Source organism: Paenibacillus sp. MAHUQ-45, assembly GCF_058133325.1.
In genome coordinates, this window is the sequence record NZ_JBYUPV010000007.1 from 299,633 (window position 1) to 316,198 (window position 16,566).

General features: G+C 49.5%; 16 protein-coding genes. 5 read left to right on the forward strand and 11 right to left on the reverse strand.

The features are described from left to right. Nucleotides 1-7 precede the first annotated feature (7 nt). Nucleotides 8-856, reverse strand: coding sequence for a MetQ/NlpA family ABC transporter substrate-binding protein (locus AC3Y23_RS17260; protein WP_379201102.1), 849 nt, complete (start codon nucleotides 854-856; stop codon nucleotides 8-10). A 247-nt stretch (nucleotides 857-1,103) separates the two neighbouring features. Between AC3Y23_RS17260 and AC3Y23_RS17265 the strand changes: the two genes are divergently transcribed. Further along, nucleotides 1,104-1,559, forward strand: coding sequence for an S-ribosylhomocysteine lyase (locus AC3Y23_RS17265; RefSeq protein WP_379201104.1), 456 nt, complete (start codon nucleotides 1,104-1,106; stop codon nucleotides 1,557-1,559). 21 nt (nucleotides 1,560-1,580) lie between these two features. Then, a complete protein-coding gene (locus AC3Y23_RS17270; protein ID WP_379201106.1) occupies nucleotides 1,581-2,351 on the forward strand; it encodes an SDR family NAD(P)-dependent oxidoreductase in 771 nt (256 codons plus the stop codon). Between the two features lie 883 nt (nucleotides 2,352-3,234). Here the strand turns inward: AC3Y23_RS17270 and AC3Y23_RS17275 are convergent. From AC3Y23_RS17275 to cysT, 5 genes are all read right to left on the reverse strand, one after another. Next, nucleotides 3,235-4,017, reverse strand: a complete 783-nt coding sequence (locus tag AC3Y23_RS17275) for an MBL fold metallo-hydrolase (protein WP_379201108.1) — start codon at nucleotides 4,015-4,017, stop codon at nucleotides 3,235-3,237. Between the two features lie 321 nt (nucleotides 4,018-4,338). Continuing rightward, nucleotides 4,339-5,415 (reverse strand): sulfate ABC transporter substrate-binding protein, encoded by a 1,077-nt coding sequence (locus AC3Y23_RS17280; protein WP_379201110.1) that lies wholly within the window; start codon nucleotides 5,413-5,415, stop codon nucleotides 4,339-4,341. A gap of 268 nt (nucleotides 5,416-5,683) precedes the next feature. After that, nucleotides 5,684-6,748: a sulfate/molybdate ABC transporter ATP-binding protein gene (locus AC3Y23_RS17285; protein WP_379201112.1), complete on the reverse strand. Its 1,065-nt coding sequence runs from the start codon at nucleotides 6,746-6,748 to the stop codon at nucleotides 5,684-5,686. A 1-nt stretch (nucleotide 6,749) separates the two neighbouring features. Continuing rightward, entirely contained in the window at nucleotides 6,750-7,547 is a 798-nt protein-coding gene (locus AC3Y23_RS17290) for a sulfate ABC transporter permease (RefSeq protein ID WP_379201114.1), read from the reverse strand. Beyond that, a complete protein-coding gene (gene cysT / locus AC3Y23_RS17295; RefSeq protein ID WP_379201116.1) occupies nucleotides 7,544-8,362 on the reverse strand; it encodes a sulfate ABC transporter permease subunit CysT in 819 nt (272 codons plus the stop codon). Before cysT ends, AC3Y23_RS17290 begins: the two co-directional genes overlap by 4 nt. 242 nt (nucleotides 8,363-8,604) lie before the next feature. Here cysT and AC3Y23_RS17300 point away from each other — a divergent pair, with 242 nt between their 5' ends. Beyond that, nucleotides 8,605-9,006, forward strand: a complete 402-nt coding sequence (locus AC3Y23_RS17300; RefSeq protein ID WP_379201118.1) for a secondary thiamine-phosphate synthase enzyme YjbQ — start codon at nucleotides 8,605-8,607, stop codon at nucleotides 9,004-9,006. A gap of 140 nt (nucleotides 9,007-9,146) precedes the next feature. On the opposite strand, the gene AC3Y23_RS17305 is transcribed toward AC3Y23_RS17300, so the two are convergent. The 3 genes from AC3Y23_RS17305 to AC3Y23_RS17315 form a co-directional block, all read right to left on the reverse strand. Next, complete coding sequence (locus tag AC3Y23_RS17305; protein ID WP_379201120.1) at nucleotides 9,147-9,728, reverse strand: TetR/AcrR family transcriptional regulator; 582 nt, start codon at nucleotides 9,726-9,728, stop codon at nucleotides 9,147-9,149. Nucleotides 9,729-9,731: 3 nt separating this feature from the next. Then, on the reverse strand, nucleotides 9,732-10,364 hold the full coding sequence (locus tag AC3Y23_RS17310) for a YigZ family protein (RefSeq protein WP_379201122.1): 633 nt from the start codon (nucleotides 10,362-10,364) through the stop codon (nucleotides 9,732-9,734). 129 nt (nucleotides 10,365-10,493) lie between these two features. Further along, complete coding sequence (locus AC3Y23_RS17315; RefSeq protein ID WP_379201124.1) at nucleotides 10,494-11,849, reverse strand: glucose-6-phosphate isomerase; 1,356 nt, start codon at nucleotides 11,847-11,849, stop codon at nucleotides 10,494-10,496. A 272-nt stretch (nucleotides 11,850-12,121) separates the two neighbouring features. Here AC3Y23_RS17315 and AC3Y23_RS17320 point away from each other — a divergent pair, with 272 nt between their 5' ends. Beyond that, complete coding sequence (locus tag AC3Y23_RS17320) at nucleotides 12,122-13,024, forward strand: NAD(P)-dependent oxidoreductase (protein WP_379201126.1); 903 nt, start codon at nucleotides 12,122-12,124, stop codon at nucleotides 13,022-13,024. A 286-nt stretch (nucleotides 13,025-13,310) separates the two neighbouring features. Here AC3Y23_RS17320 and ppnP read toward each other — a convergent pair whose 3' ends face one another. Beyond that, nucleotides 13,311-13,628 carry a pyrimidine/purine nucleoside phosphorylase gene (gene ppnP / locus AC3Y23_RS17325; protein WP_379201128.1) on the reverse strand — a complete coding sequence of 106 codons (318 nt, stop codon included), beginning with the start codon at nucleotides 13,626-13,628 and terminating at the stop codon, nucleotides 13,311-13,313. A gap of 30 nt (nucleotides 13,629-13,658) precedes the next feature. Continuing rightward, complete coding sequence (tkt, locus tag AC3Y23_RS17330) at nucleotides 13,659-15,701, reverse strand: transketolase (protein ID WP_379201130.1); 2,043 nt, start codon at nucleotides 15,699-15,701, stop codon at nucleotides 13,659-13,661. A gap of 223 nt (nucleotides 15,702-15,924) precedes the next feature. Here tkt and AC3Y23_RS17335 point away from each other — a divergent pair, with 223 nt between their 5' ends. After that, nucleotides 15,925-16,554 carry a hypothetical protein gene (locus AC3Y23_RS17335; RefSeq protein ID WP_379201132.1) on the forward strand — a complete coding sequence of 210 codons (630 nt, stop codon included), beginning with the start codon at nucleotides 15,925-15,927 and terminating at the stop codon, nucleotides 16,552-16,554. Nucleotides 16,555-16,566: the final 12 nt, after the last annotated feature.

The following is a 16,566-nucleotide window of genomic DNA, read 5'->3' on the forward strand; positions in this document are numbered from 1 at the left end:
TCAGTTATTATTTAAAGTAACTTGGCAGCTTGTAACCCTCATAGACCGGGTTCGATTTGATGTATTTCTGGAACTCGTCCGAATGGTAGCCCTCTACAATATCCTTAACGAACTGTGCGTCCTTGTTCTTGCTGTCAATCGCCACAATGTTGGTAAATGGATCCGTCATGTTCTCCAGTTGCAGCGCTGTCGTCAGCTTAATATTGTTAGAAACAGCGAAGTTCCCCTGAATAGCAGCATAATCGACGTCTTCCAGCGCCCGTGGACCTTGTGCCGGCTCGGTGGCTATGAACTTCAGGTTATGCGGGTTGGAAGTGACGTCCGAAAGAGAGGTCTGCAGCGGATCAATATTGTCCTTCAGCGTAATCCAGCCGATATCCTTCAGAACATTGAGCGCACGAAGCATATTAACCGGCTCATTCGGCAAATTGACCTGATCGCCATCGCTCACCTCGTCCAGGCTTTTATGCTTCTTGGAGTAAAGGCCCATCGGCGGCGTCGGCACCTGCACAGCCCCTATCAGATCAATCTTTTCTCTCACATTGATAGATTGCAGATACAGAGAATGCTGGAATACATTCGCGTCGATCTCGCCATTAGCCACAGCCACGTTCGGCTGAATGCCATCGGTAAATTCTTTATATGTAATTTGATACCCTTTCTTCTCCAGATAGGGTGCTACTCCATTTTTGAACTGATCACTATAAGGTCCTGGATTGAAGCTGATTCGCAGTGTTTTCTTGTCCTGGCTGGAAGCATCCCCTGAACCGGCAGCTTCCTTGTTGTTACCGCATCCTGCAATAAAAAGTGCGGCAGCGACGATGATTAGTGCAGAATGAATCCATTTTTTCTTCATATGATGTTTCTCCCCCTTGACGTGTTGCTCTCCCCTAACGCAAGACTAGTTCGAATAATACCAAGTAATTGCATCAGATTTAAGATGTTTCATATGTTACAATGCATTAATATTCATGTCAACACATTTACAAACATAATCCGTATAATGTACTATGAATAATCCGCTTTGGCAGACCTAACTATTTACATCCCTACCGGGTTGTGATAGTTTGGAATGAAAAGTCCCGAAAGGAAGAGATATAATCATGGCACAAGTAGAAAGTTTCCAACTAGACCACACCAAGGTGAAAGCACCTTATGTAAGAATTGCAGGTACTGAAAGCAATGAGAAGGGTAGCACCATTCAAAAGTATGATCTGCGCTTCCTTCAACCGAACGAGGATGCCCTGCCGACAGCAGCGGTACACACGCTGGAGCACTTGCTCGCGACTTACCTCCGCGATGAGCTGGAAGGTATTATCGATATTTCCCCAATGGGTTGCAGAACTGGCTTCTATCTTATTATCTGGAACGAGCATAATCCTGCCGACGTGGCAGCGGCACTTACTAAGGTATTGCACAAGGTTCTCGAAACCGAGCATGTGCCTGCGGTCTCTGCCCTGGAATGCGGAAATTACAAGGACCACTCCTTGTTCAGCGCTCAAGAATACGCCCGTATCGTACTGGATGCTGGCATCAGCGACGATCCATTCAGAGCCTAAGATAGAAGGGAACTGTGCAGCATGCTGAGCATTGATTTTACTGGCAAAACATTGATCGTTACCGGCGGCCTAACCGGGATCGGCAAGGGGATAGTGGATTTGTTTCTGGAGGCCGGGGCTAATGTCGTCATTGGCGACATCGCCTGCAAGGCAGATTATGAGCATATCCATGAACGGCTGGTTCATCTTCGTATTGATGTCACAGTGGCTGAGGATGCCACCAGACTCATCGAAGGAGCCGTTCAGGCCTTCGGTCGGATCGACTTTCTGGTGAACAACAGCGGCACGTCTACCATGGATTTTGCCGTGGACATCAAGGAAGCCGACTGGGACAAAGTCATGGATATCAATGCCAAGGGCGTTTATCTAGTCTCCCAGGCGGGAGCCAGACAGATGCTGCGCCAGGGCGGTGGCGGTCGGATTATCAATATTGCCTCACAGGCGGGGAAGAACGGCTATCGCTGCATGGGGAACTACGTGGCCTCCAAGCACGCAGTGCTGGGATTCACCAAAGTGATGGCGATCGAACTCGCCAGTGAGCAAATTCTGGTGAACGCCGTCTGCCCAGGAATTGTGGAGACGGATATGAAACGCCGTGAACGGATCGAGGGCGCACAGCTCCGCGGGATGACGCCGGAAGATATTCTGGCAGAAGACCGCTCGCAGGTTCCGCTAGGCCGGACCGCCGAGCCGGAGGATGTAGCGAACGTGGTCCTGTTCCTCGCCAGTCCTTTCTCTTCATACATGACCGGGCAAGCCATCAACGTAACCGGCGGCATGACCATGCATTAGTAGACCACTTGGGTTAGAGGATAACTGCGTTAGGGGATAGCTGCGGTTAGACGATAGTCGCAGTTAGACAATAGTTGTGGTTAGACAATAGCTGCGGTTAGACAATAAAAGGAGCACAGTATTCGGGTATCCCCCGTGACTGTGCTCCTTTTTAATGCTATGAATTAGCTACATAAAACGCATTTAAAAACAAACATAGCTAAGAAGAAAGAGAACTTATATAAGAAGGTTATATTAAGAAGCATCGAAATATAATTAACGGCATTTTTGTACCTTAAATCCTCTGCTGCTAAGGGTTATTGGAGATTAAGTGCAATTTTGCACCTTAAATCCTCCAGAATCACCCCTTCAGCTTGCTTTTCTCAAAAATAAGATACAAAAATTACCTTATTTTCCTCATTTGACTATTTTTAAGAAAAATAAGGTGCAAAAATGCTCTTAGTTACGGACGTGGCCCCTCTTTTCCACTATTAAGACGACCAGTGAAGGGGAATTTACTGCTTCTAGTGGTTGAAATCTGTTGACACTCTATGTTCCGGTGCTAGCTTGCCTATGGAAAGCTTTCAGGCGAACACTTTGCCCCTACAGTTCCAAACTTCCCGTTCGTTCATCTTCGCTTTTTGTTAATTTCTTTTGTTCGGCTTATATAGTGACACGCTAGTGCTGCTAAATGATAAATGCGGCTATATGCGTTTTCTGATCACTTGATTTTCCATGCTCTGGTTACCCAACTGCCCCTAATTATAATACTTACTATACTTCTCTACTGACATGCTCGCTCTCCACTTGCACCTCTTGCTATATTCGCTGCACTTACTCTACCCGCTGTACCTGCTCTACTCCCATACCTGCTTTACTCCCATGCCTGCTCTACTCCCTATACTTACTCTGCCGCGCTTCCCAGAGGAACCCTCATTCCCGTCCGCGCCAGTGTAACATGCTCCGGCAGAATATAATCCTTTCGTAAATCAACATCATGAGACATGTGGGTGTATATAGCCCGGCGGGGCTTTACTTCCTTCAGCAGTTCCGCAGCCTCGGTCATATCGTAAACAGATCGGGTGGATAGCTCAGCTGCTTCATAATAGAAGCTTGTCCCCAGGACCAGCAGATCGGCGTTATGCATACGCCGGGTCTCTTCCTCCCCGAGCGAGATAGAGTCTGGACAGTAAACCCACGCATACCCCTCCTTCTCCAGTCGGTAAGCATAGGAGTAGCCATTTTTGCCATGACACACTCTCCATGTCTCTATCGCCCAGCCGTCCAGTGTGATCCCTTCATCACAAGGAATCATATCCAGTTGATTCTCCAGCCAAGGATACTGACGTTGAATCACCGGAATAACCTCTGCGGGCGCATAGAGCTGACCTCGATACCCCATCCAGCGGCAAGCGTCAGCCCACTCGGGAAGGCCACCGATATGGTCAAAATGAGCATGTGTCACGAGCAAGCGCCGCATATGGCGAATTCCCTGTTCTTCCATCTGTCGTCTCCAGTCCGGACCGCAATCAATCACCAGCCCGTCGCTGCCGTTGTCAATCAGTACGGAGGAACGAAGCCGAGCGTTTAGTCCGCCCGTTCTCGACTCTGAACAAGTCTCACAATCGCAGTAAACCCGTGGAACTCCCATTGCATCGCCCGTGCCCAAAAATACCAATGTATCCATCAGTTCTCTCTCCTTCTGTCCTATCACGAAGTCTTGTATGCCCATTATAAAACAGGTTAGAGCACCATTGCACGAAGCCAAGGACCCACTTAGTACACCCTATATAGGTCAGCCCCTATAATAAGAAAAGCAGAAAAAGGGACAATCAGCACATTCTAGCTAACCTGATAATACAAAAAGTCGCCCACAAGGCGCTTTGCCCTACGAACGACTTCACTTCCCGTCTTTTTTCTGTTCCGTTTATCTAACATGAGCTCAAGTTATGAACGTAAGGCTCGACCGTCACTACCGTGAGGCTTGGACTTCGGTTGCTAGCCTAGCTTAAATCCCAGCCAGCACCTGATACCAGACTCCACGCTTGGAGTACAGCGTGCTACGCACTTCGTTCCAGCCACCCAGGTACTGGATGTCGAACAGACCGGCCGGGATGGGATAATGACTTTCGTTGTCAGTATATACCTGTTTATTGACCGGACGGAAACCATGCTTCGCAAAGATTTCCTGTGCCTGTGGGCTCAGCAGGTAAGCAACAAGTGCATCCGCGGCCTCGCGAGTACCGTGCTTCTCTGCGTATTTGTCTACAACCGCCAGCGGGTTTTCAATGAGAAGGGTATCCTGCGGAATAATCACCTCATATTTGACCCCTTTGGCGATCCGCGCGAGCAGTTCGTTCTCATAGGTAACGATCACATCGCCAACACCGTATTCGAAGGCGGCCATCGATGCCCGGCCGCTTTTGTCCAGCGACTCCACATTGGCATGTACGCTCTCCAGGAAAGCCTTGGCAGCAGCGGGATCCTTCACCCCTTTCTGCTCCTCAGACAGCTTCAGGCCCGCCCCATAGATGGCGTTGATATCCCACTGGGCGCCGCCAGACGTCTTTGGATTGGGGTAAAGCACCTTAATCCCCGGCTTCGCCAGATCCGCAAAACCGTGAATGCCCTTCGGGTTGCCCTCCCGGGTTCCCAGGGCTACTACCGAGCGGGTGACCATCCCGTCCTCACCGCCTTTGCTTTTCCAGTCTGGCTGTACAAGTCCCGCCTTGACCAGCTTGTCGACGTCCCCCTCCATCGCCAGCAGCGTGACATCCGCCTCAAAGCCACCAGTAATGGCCCGGGACTGAGTACCCGATGCCTCGTAAGACTGCTGGAACTCCAGAGTCTGCCCCGTATCCGCTTTCCATTTGGCCGCAAAAAGCGGTAAGACTTCTTCCATAGCATCCTTGACCACGCTATAGGCACCGATGACCAGTGTAAGGTCGCCTTTGCGCGGGGTCTCGGGAGCCGCATTACTATCCTTCCCTTCACTCACACAGCCTGTTATCGCTAGTACAAGCACAACCAGCATTAGAGCGGCGAGCCATCCGTGCAGTTGTCTGCTCCTTTTGCGAGGCTTCATTGCGGCCCACATCCCTTTAAAATTGTTAGATGATTGTTCTTCATCGGCTCAAGTCCGCTTGCTGATCACGCGAGTGAGCAGACATGGTCACGGAGATTAACGGGAGTTTTTCCAGTTATTTAAGAAATACCTCTCACTCCACACGCCTCATCTTCGTACAACCTTTTATAACAGCACCTTTATCATTCTTTAAAAGAAAATAGCCTAGCTTGGATTGAATTGAATTGGATTGAATTGGATTGGATTGGATTGAATTAGATAAAATAAATTAAATAAATACCGGCATCGGGTCTTCCTTCAGGTTGTTCTCCTGAATCCAGCTATGATCCTCGTTGAACAGGTAAGCGCGGTGCACCAGCACGGATATTTCCTGCCCCACCTGCAAGGTCTCTTTCTCCAGGGAACGGTAGGTCACGAGCTTGTGGCCGTTCACTTCGATCTCTACCAGCCATTCGCTGCCGCGGAAATGCAGATGCTTCACGATGCCCTGCTCTGTAGCTGATGCGACTTTAAATTCATTTAGACTGCCTACTTCGATGTATTCGGGACGGATCAGCGCTTTGGTCGGCTTGCCACCACCAGTATTGTCAAAGCCCTTCAGCTCGGAAGCATTCTCGATTAGCGTGGATTCACCGATGAATGTTGCGACGAACGGGGTTTTCGGCTCTTTGTAAATATCCCACGGAGTACCCTTCTGCTCCAGACGCCCCTGATTGATGATCATAATCTCGTCTGCCACTTCAATCGCTTCATCCTGGTCATGAGTAACGAAGATGGAGGTGATGCCTACACGTTCTATCAGTTCACGCAGCCATGAGCGCAGCTCCTGGCGGATCTTCGCATCAATCGCCGCAAACGGCTCATCCAGCAGCAACAGCTGCGGTTCCGGTGCGAGCGCCCGAGCGAATGCCACACGCTGACGCTGACCGCCTGACAACTGGTGCGGATAGCGTTTTTCAAAACCCTTAAGACCCGTCAACTCCACGAGTTCAGTCACCCGGTCCCGGATAGCTGCCTTGCTTGCTTTTTTCACCTTTAGGCCAAAGGCAATATTCTCAAATACGGTCATGTGCTTGAACAGTGCATAGTTCTGGAAAACGAAGCCGATTCCGCGCTCCTGAGGAGGAAGGTTGTTGACAGTCTGACCATGAAAAATAATCTCCCCGCTATCCGGTGACTCCAGCCCTGCCAGCATGCGCAGGATCGAGGTTTTGCCACCGCCGCTTGGGCCGAGCAGGCCGATCAGATGTCCCTTGGTAATTCCGAACTCCACATCCTTGACGGCATGAAAATCTCCAAAATGCTTATTTAACCCTCGGACTTCGACATGCATATCAATGCACTCCCTTTCTTCTCTTGGTCCATTCCATCAACAGCAGCAGACCTACGGAAAAAGCCGCCAGCACAAGCGCTACACCGCCCGCAGCGGTTACATTAAAATTCTCGACATCCTGATATACGAGCGTAGTGGCCGTTTGCGTTTTATTCATGATATTGCCCGAGACGACCAGCACCGCCCCGAATTCGCCCAGCGAGCGGGCGACCGTCAAAATAACACCGTACATCGCCGCCCAGCGGATTGAGGGCCAGGTAACTTTCCAGAAGGTCGTCCAGCCATAAGCACCAAGCGTCGAAGCCGCTTCCTCCTGCTGAGAGCCAATCTCCTGCAGCACAGGCATAATCTCACGCACCATCAGTGGGAACGTCACAAAGAGTGTGGCAATGACCATACCGGGAAAAGCATACACAATCTTCAGCCCGATCTCTTCAAAAAGCGTGCCAAGCGCGCTATCCGGCCCGAGCAGCAGCACAATCATCAAACCGCCAATTACCGGCGACACCGCATACGGCAGATCGACAATACTGTTCAGCAAGCTTTTCAGCCGCCGTCCAATAAAGCGGGCCCGGACCAGATAAAGAGCCAACATAATGCCGAACAACGTGTTCAGCAGCGTAACCACGATCACAACAAAGCCGGTCATCATCAGCGCGTGCAGCGCTTCCGGCCGGACCAAGGCACTCCACAATCCAACAGGTCCCTGACTGAAGGCGCCGATGGTCATTTTGCCCAGTGGAGCAGCAATGAGTAGAAAGAACACCAGGTACGTTAAGCCAATCCAAAGTCTTCTCATGATGATCTTCTCCCCCGCATCTGTACCATATTGATCAGCCATAGGATGAGGAAGGATAAGGTCAGGAGGATGATGGATACGGCCGAAGCCCCTACGGGATTGTCGCTCTCCACTTCACCGTAGATAAAAACAGAGGATACCAATGTGCGGCCCGGGATATTACCGGCTACGAGCACTACCGCCCCAAACTCCGCCAGCGCCCTTGAGAAGGCCAGCATGCCGCCACCAATCATTCCGGGAGCCATGGACGGCAGAATCACCTGACGGAACACCCTAACTCCCTTGGCGCCCATCGTATATGCAGCCTCTTCTTCGGAAGGGTCCAACTCCTCCAGCAGCGGCTGCACTGCACGAATTACAAAAGGAAACGTAACAAACACCATAGCAATGACGATAGCCGGCTGGTGGAAGACAATCTCGAAGCCCAGCTTCTCTGCGATCCCGCCTATCAGACTTCCCGGTCCGAGTAGCAGCAGAATCATTAATCCTCCCACTGCCGTAGGCAGGGCAAACGGTAGATCCACCAGACTGTTCAGCAAGGCCTTGCCGGGAAACTTGTAGCGAATCAGAACCCAGGCAATCATCGTACCCAGCAGCACATTGATGGAGGCTGCGATCACAGCCAGCTTTAACGTCAGCAGTACCGATTTCCAGGCAATCGGATCACTGAGGCTTTCGGCGAAATTACCAAAACCCAGCGAGAAGGAGCTATAATACACCCCAAGAATCGGCAGTACAATCAACACTACAAAATACAACAAGATCGTCGAGCGAAAACCCCATGTCCATCCCTTGTGTCTAAGCAGCGAATTCAACGATTAGTCCTCCCACCTCCGGATTACCGGTCGGTATAGTTGCCTTTACGCGCAGCATTATTCCCATTAATATACTCGGTTTAATATAAACACTACTTTATCAAAATCGCCTTGCTAACGTCAATTACTTTCCAGCCTTTTTGGGGTAAAATATGTAATGAAAACCATTTCCCCTTGGAATAGGGTTCATTTTAGCGGTTCATGCTGTTCAGGTTTGTTGATCCAGAGAGGAGAAATGTAGCATGCTGAATACGATCCAACTATCTACAAGCAAGCGTGACGAACTGCGGGATATTACCCGCGAGGTGGTATCTTACGTTAAAAAGAGCGGTGTTCAGAATGGAATTATCGTCGTCTATTGTCCACACACCACAGCGGGAATTGCGATTAATGAGAATGCCGATCCCGACGTGAAGCATGATGTCCTGATGCGGCTGGATGAGGTCTACCCTTGGAAGCATCCACAATATCGCCATGCAGAGGGCAATACGGCCTCCCACTTGAAATCCATTACCGCAGGACCTTCACAGAGCATCATCATTCATGATGGTGAGCTGCTATTAGGACGCTGGCAAGGTATTTATTTTTGCGAATTTGACGGGCCCAGACACAGAGAATATTATCTAAAAATCATCGAGGGATAAAAACAAGAGGACCGCTTACGGCTGCTACCGTAAAGCGGCCTCTTTAAAATGTATAGTTCCTATAACACTTTCATCAAGCAGAGAAGTGATGTTATACCAATGCAATGCTTTAAAGCGTAAACTTATAAAAAAAGCAAGCTCTACAGATTGCGGCATAATACCTTGATATGGGAGACTGCTTCCGCTTTGACATCCTCAAAAGATACTTTATCCTGAATATAGTAAGAGATAAATCCATGTGCAGATAAAAATAAGGTCAACGGCATACTCTGCCAGTCCCCATGTACATATCCTTCTTCTTTCATATGACGGCGTACAATACTTGCAAATAAATCAAAACATCGTCCCTGTTCTGCTCTACAATAGGCCAACAGCTCTTCGTCACGGATCATGAACATGATCTCGTATTGATAAGGATGATCCAGTCCGAACCGGATAAACTCCATAATCAGCTGCTCCACCCGTGTCATACCTTCTTCCGGGGGCGTATTCATCGCCTGGCTCAGCAGTGCAGCCACATAATTGAAATCCTCGACAACAATGGCGTAGAACAACTCCGCCTTTTCCTTGAAGTGATAATAGAGGGAGCCATGGCTGTACCCCAAGTGCTGCCCTATGCTGCGCATGGAAATTGCCCGGTATCCTTTGGTAATAAACAAATGCCTGGCTGCCTCAAGTATCCTTTCCCTCGACAACTCCTGCTCCACTGCTCTTCTTGCCATCGTCTATTCCCCTTCGTTGTAGTAAAGCCGCCGCCCTTCCGTTACCAAGGCTTGGCCTTGGGTTAGATCTGTTATCCATGCCATAAATGCATCGCCCTCATCATTGCGTGGCAGACAGGTCAGTGTCACTTTGTCGGTGAATGAAGTCTCGCCGGTCTGAATACCTCTGCCCCGGAGCTCGTTCTCAACCTTGCCCAGCCAGGTGTAATCCAGTTCAACGAATACCTCACGCCTCAGTACACGGGTGATGACCTCTCCTGCTTCAAGCGCGATTGCTGCTCCATCTGCGTAAGCCCGGATCAGCCCTCCAGCTCCCAGCATGATACCTCCGAAATAACGGGTGACAACAATTGCGACATTTTTAACCCCTTGGCTGCGGATTACCTCCAAAATCGGTTTGCCGGCTGTTCCGCTCGGCTCTCCGTCGTCAGACTGCCTCTGGATCTCGTCCCTCTCACCAATCATAAATGCTGAGCAATTATGTGTGGCGTTCCAATGCTGCTTCTTGATGTCTTCGATAAATTGCACCGCTTCTTCTTCATTCTCCACCGGCATAACATGGCCGATAAAGCGTGACTTACGGATTACGATCTCCTGTGACCCAGGAGCGCGAACCGTCCGGTATTGTTCCAGCATGATTCTCCAGTCCTTATACGCAAATAATAGCTAAATATATATGAGGAGCAGCCCGCGGTAATGATACCTATGGACTGCTCCAGTGTGAGTTACGCTAGTATGAGAGTTGTTGCTTCGGTGTAGCCGATGTTACTCGGTAAGTCTGGCTTCCAGCTCAGCCTTTTCCTTCTCGTAACCCGGTTTGCCCAGCAATGCGAACATGTTCTTCTTGTAAGCTTCCACGCCCGGTTGGTCAAAAGGATTGACGCCCAGCAGGTATCCGCTGATCCCGCAGGCTTTTTCAAAGAAATAAACCAGATATCCGAAAGTATACGGTGTTTGGTCCGGAATAGTGACGATCAGGTTCGGCACTTGTCCGTCTGTGTGCGCCAGCATTGTTCCCTGGAAAGCCTTCTTGTTGACAAAATCCATTGTTTTGCCAGTCAGGAAGTTCAAACCGTCCAGATCATCCGGATCATTCTCGATTGTTACGTGATGAGCCACTTGCTCCACTTGGATAACCGTTTCGAAGATGTTGCGGTTACCTTCCTGGATGAATTGACCCATGGAGTGAAGATCTGTCGAGAAATCAACGGAGGAAGGATAAATCCCCTTGAAGTCCTTACCTTCGCTCTCGCCGTACAGCTGTTTCCACCATTCAGAGACAAAGTGCAGGGAAGGCTCGTAGTTAACGAGGATTTCCGTTGTTTTGCCTTTGCGGTACAAAGCGTTACGTACAGCAGCGTACTGATAACTTTGGTTCGTTGCCACGTCCGGGTTGTTGAACTCGTCAGCTGCAGCGGCTGCGCCTTGCATCATTTCTTCAATGTTGATGCCTGCAACAGCGATTGGCAGAAGGCCTACCGGTGTCAGTACGGAATAACGTCCGCCTACATCATCAGGGATGATGAACGACTCATAGCCTTCTTCATTAGCCAGCTTCTTGAGTGCGCCCTTCTCCTTGTCTGTAGTAGCGTAGATGCGCTTGCGAGCCTCTTCCTTGCCGTATTTCTTCTCCAGCGCTGCGCGGAAAATGCGGAAAGCGATAGCCGGTTCAGTTGTAGTACCGGATTTGGAGATTACGTTCACGGAGAAGTCTTTGCCTTCTACGAGATCAAGCAGGTGTGTAATGTATGTGGAGCTGATATTGTTACCGGCAAAATAAACTTCCGGCGTCTTGCGTTTGTCTTTGGAAAGATTATTGTAGAAGGAATGGGAAAGCGCCTCGATTGCTGCGCGAGCCCCCAGATAAGAACCGCCGATACCGATAACGATAAGTACTTCGGAATCATTCTGGATCTTCTTGGCAGCCTGCTGAATGCGGGCGAATTCTTCCTTGTCATATGCTGTTGGCAGATCGATCCACCCCAGGTAGTCGGAGCCTGTTCCTGTTCCGTTATGTAGCTGCTCGTGAGCCAGCTTTACTGGAGCTGCGAAGTTGTCGATTTCATTCTGTCCAATAAAAGACAGGGCTTTACTGTAGTCAAAATTAATCTTTTTAGACATGTGTAATGGTAACCTCCTGTTTGTCTCTTTAAATTTGACACCGTTTGTTACAACTTTATAATAGGATACTTTAATTTTCCGGGGCTGGCAAGGTCTTAGGTCACAACCCGGGCTTTAGAACGATGTTTTTGAACAAAACTGAAAACGCTGCCTAAAAGTGAAGCGCACTCTACCCTGTGGAACCTGTACTAAACGCATGCTAGAATGGAGAAAAGTGCTCCACAAATCCTGTCGAATTTAACAGAAACCCAATAGCGAAGGTGTGAAAAGTAATGACAACTATCGGCTTTATCGGACTCGGAACAATGGGAGCGCCAATGGCCTCCAACCTGCTTCGCGGTGGATTTCAGGTCACCGTTTACAACCGCACAGCTTCCAAGTGCATTCCTCTTGTAGAAGAAGGTGCTCAGGCGGCAGCAACTCCCCGTGCAGCAGCAGAAGGTAAGGATGTTATTATTACCATGATCAGCAACGATGATTCCATCCGTGAAGTGTATTACGGGGAAGAGGGCATTCTCGAAACGCTGAAGCCCGGAACCGTCGTGATTGATTCCAGTACGATCTCCCCTGGACTGGTACAAGAAATTGCAGCAGCAGTAGAAGCGCGCGGCAGCCAGTTCCTTGATGCACCGGTAACTGGCAGCAAGCCAGCAGCCGTGGATGGCACGCTGGTATTCATGGTCGGCGGTAGCGCCGAAGTCATTGAAGCGAACCGCGCCCTCTTCGATACCATGGGCAAAAAGCTGCTGCACATGGGCGGCAACGGCAGTGGCGCCGTCGCCAAGCTGGCCCACAATACCATGGTAGGCATCCATAACGTTGCGCTTGCCGAAGGCTTCTCCATCGCCGTGAAATCAGGCGTTCCGGCGGACAAGTTCCTGGAACTGGTGCAGCTCGGCTCAGCAGGCAGTAAGCAGGCAGAGCTCAAAGGCCGCAAGATCATCGAGAATGACTTCAGCAACCAGTTCTCACTGGCACTGATGCTCAAGGACCTGAAGCTCGCTGCTTCGCTCAGCGATGCCACAGGCGTTCCTACGCCAATGCTGGGACTCGCCAAAAGCCTGTTCCAAGCCGGCTACACCCAGGGCTATGGCGAAGAAGATCTCTCTGCTGTAGTCAAAACCTACGAGTCCTGGATTGGTCAAAAAATCGGTGAAGATAAGCCGGAGCAATAATATAGCTTCGCTGTAGCTGAAGAATTCGCTGCATTGAACAAAAAGACTGCTTTTCTGGACCAGCGGGTCCGGCGAAAGCAGTCTTTTTGATGTAACAAGAAACAGTAACTTAGGTATCGTCAGGTTGCTCCGTCGATCAACCGAGCGCTGTAACCCAAGCTATGCGGAAGAAAAGCTGCTCCCCAGCTCCTTTTGGCAGTTAGCCTATTTCTGAGATGCAACGGGAGCAAGCGCAAAAAAGAGCCCCGCACAAGCGGAGCTCCTTCATAAATATCTATTCTACAAATTACAACTCTGGGTAAGAACAGCAATAATCCGTTACACTGAACACTTCCAACGCAAATTTGGAGTTGCCTGGAACATGGAAGGTTTCAGGGCCTTTGATCTCCTGCCATACCTCAGCGCCCGGAAGCAGCACTTTCAGGTCACCGGACAGAATCTCCATGATCTCTGGGCCATCCGTACCAAACTCATATACGCCTGGAAGCATGATGCCAAGTGTTACTTTGGTTCCATCCTCCAGATGAACCGTACGGCTGGTTACTTGCCCTCCATAATAAACATTGGCTGCCTTGACAATCGTCGCATTGTTAAACTCGCTCATGTCCTGTTCTCCCCCTATAGTTGCAATAGCTTACAGCAAAGCTTTTACGCGGCTAACTACATTCTCCACAGTGAAACCATACTCTTTGATTACAGTATCGCCAGGCGCGGAAGCACCGAAGGTTGTGATACCCAGGATGTCGCCTTGATCTCCAGTGTAACGTTCCCAACCGAAGGTTTGCGCCATTTCAATCGCCAGACGGGCTTTAACTCCCGGCAGGATAACGGAATCGCGGTAAGCTTTGTCTTGTTTTTCGAACAGATCCCAGCTTGGCAAGCTGATAACACGTACATCAATGCCTTCTTCAGCCAACGCAGCTTGTGCTTTCACAGCCAGTTGAACTTCGGAACCAGTGGCAATGATTTGTGCTTGCGGTGTGCCATTCTTCGCATCGGATACAACGTATCCACCGCGTTTGATGTTCTCGCGCACGCCTTCCACAGTACCAGCAAGGATCGGCAGGTTTTGACGAGTAAGCACCAGTGCTACCGGGTTGGACTTGTTCTCGAGCGCATATGCCCAAGCTGCCGAAGTTTCGTTGGCATCAGCCGGACGAATCACAGTCAGACCTGGAATGATACGCAGAGAAGCCAATTGTTCGATCGGCTCGTGCGTAGGACCATCTTCACCAACAGCGATACTGTCGTGAGTCAGAACATAGGTTACAGGCAGCTTCATGATGGAAGCCAGACGAACTGCCGGACGCAAGTAATCAGTAAATACGAAGAACGTACCGCCGAATACTTTCAGACCGCTGTGCAGTGCAATCCCGTTCATCGCTGCTGCCATACCGAATTCACGAACGCCGAAGTAGATATTGCGGCCTTCATAGGATTCAGATGTAAATACAGGCAGGTCTTTCAGGTGAGTCATCGTGGAACTCTCAAGGTCTGCAGAACCACCAACCAGTTGTGGTACGCTTGGAGCCAGACCGTTCAGTGCACTACCGGAAGCCACACGTGTGGACACGGCTTTGTCTTCTGTTGTGTAGAACGGAAGATTAGCATCCCAGCCTTCTGGAAGCTCACCATTCAAAGCAGTTTCGAACTGGGCAGCCAGTTCAGGATACGCTTTTTTATAAGCTGCGAACTGCTCGTCCCATGCTTTGTTAGCGGCAATACCCTTATCTTTCACTTCTGCAAAACGTGCACGAACTTCATCCGGCACATAGAAATCTTCTTCGTATACCCATTTGTAGAATTCCTTGGTCAGCTTCGCTTCTTCTGCACCCAGCGGAGAACCGTGTGTACCACCATGACCGCCTTTACCTTGCTTGTTCGGGCTACCGTAACCGATAACGGTTTTGACTTCTATCAATGTTGGTTTGTTCAGTTCAGCTTGTGCTTCAGCAATCGCTTTTTCGATAGCAGGAAGATCGTTGCCATCCTCTACACGCAGCACTTGCCAGCCATAAGCTTCAAAACGTTGAGCTACGTTCTCGGAGAACGCCAGGTTCAGCTTCCCGTCAAGGGAAATATCATTGGAATCGTACAGGACTACCAACTTGCCCAGCTTCAAATGACCAGCGAGGGAAGCGGATTCGGAAGAAATTCCTTCCATCAAGTCGCCGTCACCACAGATTGCATAGGTAAAGTGGTCGACGATTTTATGTTGATCTTTGTTATAAGTAGCTCCCAGTTGGGCTTCAGCCATAGCCATACCCACAGCCATACCAATCCCTTGTCCAAGCGGGCCTGTTGTAGCGTCAACGCCAGCAGTGTGGCCGAACTCCGGGTGTCCTGGTGTCAAGCTGCCCCATTGGCGGAATTGCTTCAATTCTTCCATAGGCAGATCATAACCACTCAGGTGCAAGAGGCTGTACAGCAACATCGAGCCATGTCCTGCGGACAATACAAAACGGTCACGGTTCACCCATGTCGGATGTTCCGGGTTATGATTCATTGTTTTTGCAAACAATTGATAGCCCATCGGTGCGGAACCCATCGGCATACCTGGATGTCCGGAATTTGCTTTTTCAATTGCATCAATGGACAGGGTACGGATCGTTGTGATCGCCAGATTGTCGATAGTGGAGTTCTCTTCCTTCTGGATAGCTTGTGTAGAATCACTCATTTTAAATTGTCCTCCTCTGAAATCTCAAGAATGTCATTTTGACTCTTATTGTATCACTAGTGTAGAAGCATTACCATTTCTTTTTGCACGCACTGGTCTTAGGTCCAGTATTTGTTTAAGACTAAAGTTTGTTTTACTACGCCGGATTATACAGTAAGATGGAATAACTCAGGCATTATTTTACCTAAATATCCATTAACACCAACAGAAAGGGACCTCCGACATGACTCAAAGCAAACATATTTATATTGTGTTGACCGGAACGGGTACCGCTTTCAGTGGTTTTATCCGCTTGTTCACAAGGGCCGCTCTGAATCATGCCTCCATTGCCTTTGATCCTGAATTGCGGGAAGTCTACAGCTTCGGTAGAAAAAAAATGTACAACCCGTTTGTCGCCGGGCTTATACGAGAGAACTTTGTGGACCCTTTTTATAACAGTGCAAACTGTGCCATTTATCAATTAAAGGTATCTAATGAAGAATACGACACCATGTATAATCACGTTCAGGGCATGATGCAACAACAGGACCGCTACAAATATCATTTGCTGGGCCTGGTCGGGGTATTATTTAATATTAAAATCGATAGGGAAAACGCCTATTTCTGCTCGCATTTCGTCGCGTCTGTCTTCGAAGAGACCCAGAGGCTTCCTGTGAATAAACCATCCTGCTTCGTGACGCCAGAGGACTTCGCCCTCTCGTTGTATCACCATAAGATTTATAGTGGCAAGCTGTGCTATTACCTGCGCATGATCAATTACAATTCGACTCGCTCAGGCAAGCACATTGTGACCTCTAGTACCGCCAGAATAATGAAGGACATAGAAAAACAGGCAGAGGAAGCCGTTGTTTAATCGACATTCCTC

Excerpts from the sequence above, each read along its gene's own strand:
- AC3Y23_RS17260 (WP_379201102.1), bottom strand. The coding sequence starts at position 856 with ATGAAGAAAAAATGGATTCATTCTGCACTAATCATCGTCGCTGCCGCA.
- AC3Y23_RS17265 (WP_379201104.1), top strand. The coding sequence starts at position 1,104 with ATGGCACAAGTAGAAAGTTTCCAACTAGACCACACCAAGGTGAAAGCA.
- AC3Y23_RS17270 (WP_379201106.1), top strand. The coding sequence starts at position 1,581 with ATGCTGAGCATTGATTTTACTGGCAAAACATTGATCGTTACCGGCGGC.
- AC3Y23_RS17275 (WP_379201108.1), bottom strand. The coding sequence starts at position 4,017 with ATGGATACATTGGTATTTTTGGGCACGGGCGATGCAATGGGAGTTCCA.
- AC3Y23_RS17280 (WP_379201110.1), bottom strand. The coding sequence starts at position 5,415 with ATGAAGCCTCGCAAAAGGAGCAGACAACTGCACGGATGGCTCGCCGCT.
- AC3Y23_RS17285 (WP_379201112.1), bottom strand. The coding sequence starts at position 6,748 with ATGCATGTCGAAGTCCGAGGGTTAAATAAGCATTTTGGAGATTTTCAT.
- AC3Y23_RS17290 (WP_379201114.1), bottom strand. The coding sequence starts at position 7,547 with ATGAGAAGACTTTGGATTGGCTTAACGTACCTGGTGTTCTTTCTACTC.
- AC3Y23_RS17300 (WP_379201118.1), top strand. The coding sequence starts at position 8,605 with ATGCTGAATACGATCCAACTATCTACAAGCAAGCGTGACGAACTGCGG.
- AC3Y23_RS17305 (WP_379201120.1), bottom strand. The coding sequence starts at position 9,728 with ATGGCAAGAAGAGCAGTGGAGCAGGAGTTGTCGAGGGAAAGGATACTT.
- AC3Y23_RS17310 (WP_379201122.1), bottom strand. The coding sequence starts at position 10,364 with ATGCTGGAACAATACCGGACGGTTCGCGCTCCTGGGTCACAGGAGATC.
- AC3Y23_RS17315 (WP_379201124.1), bottom strand. The coding sequence starts at position 11,849 with ATGTCTAAAAAGATTAATTTTGACTACAGTAAAGCCCTGTCTTTTATT.
- AC3Y23_RS17320 (WP_379201126.1), top strand. The coding sequence starts at position 12,122 with ATGACAACTATCGGCTTTATCGGACTCGGAACAATGGGAGCGCCAATG.
- ppnP (WP_379201128.1), bottom strand. The coding sequence starts at position 13,628 with ATGAGCGAGTTTAACAATGCGACGATTGTCAAGGCAGCCAATGTTTAT.
- tkt (WP_379201130.1), bottom strand. The coding sequence starts at position 15,701 with ATGAGTGATTCTACACAAGCTATCCAGAAGGAAGAGAACTCCACTATC.
- AC3Y23_RS17335 (WP_379201132.1), top strand. The coding sequence starts at position 15,925 with ATGACTCAAAGCAAACATATTTATATTGTGTTGACCGGAACGGGTACC.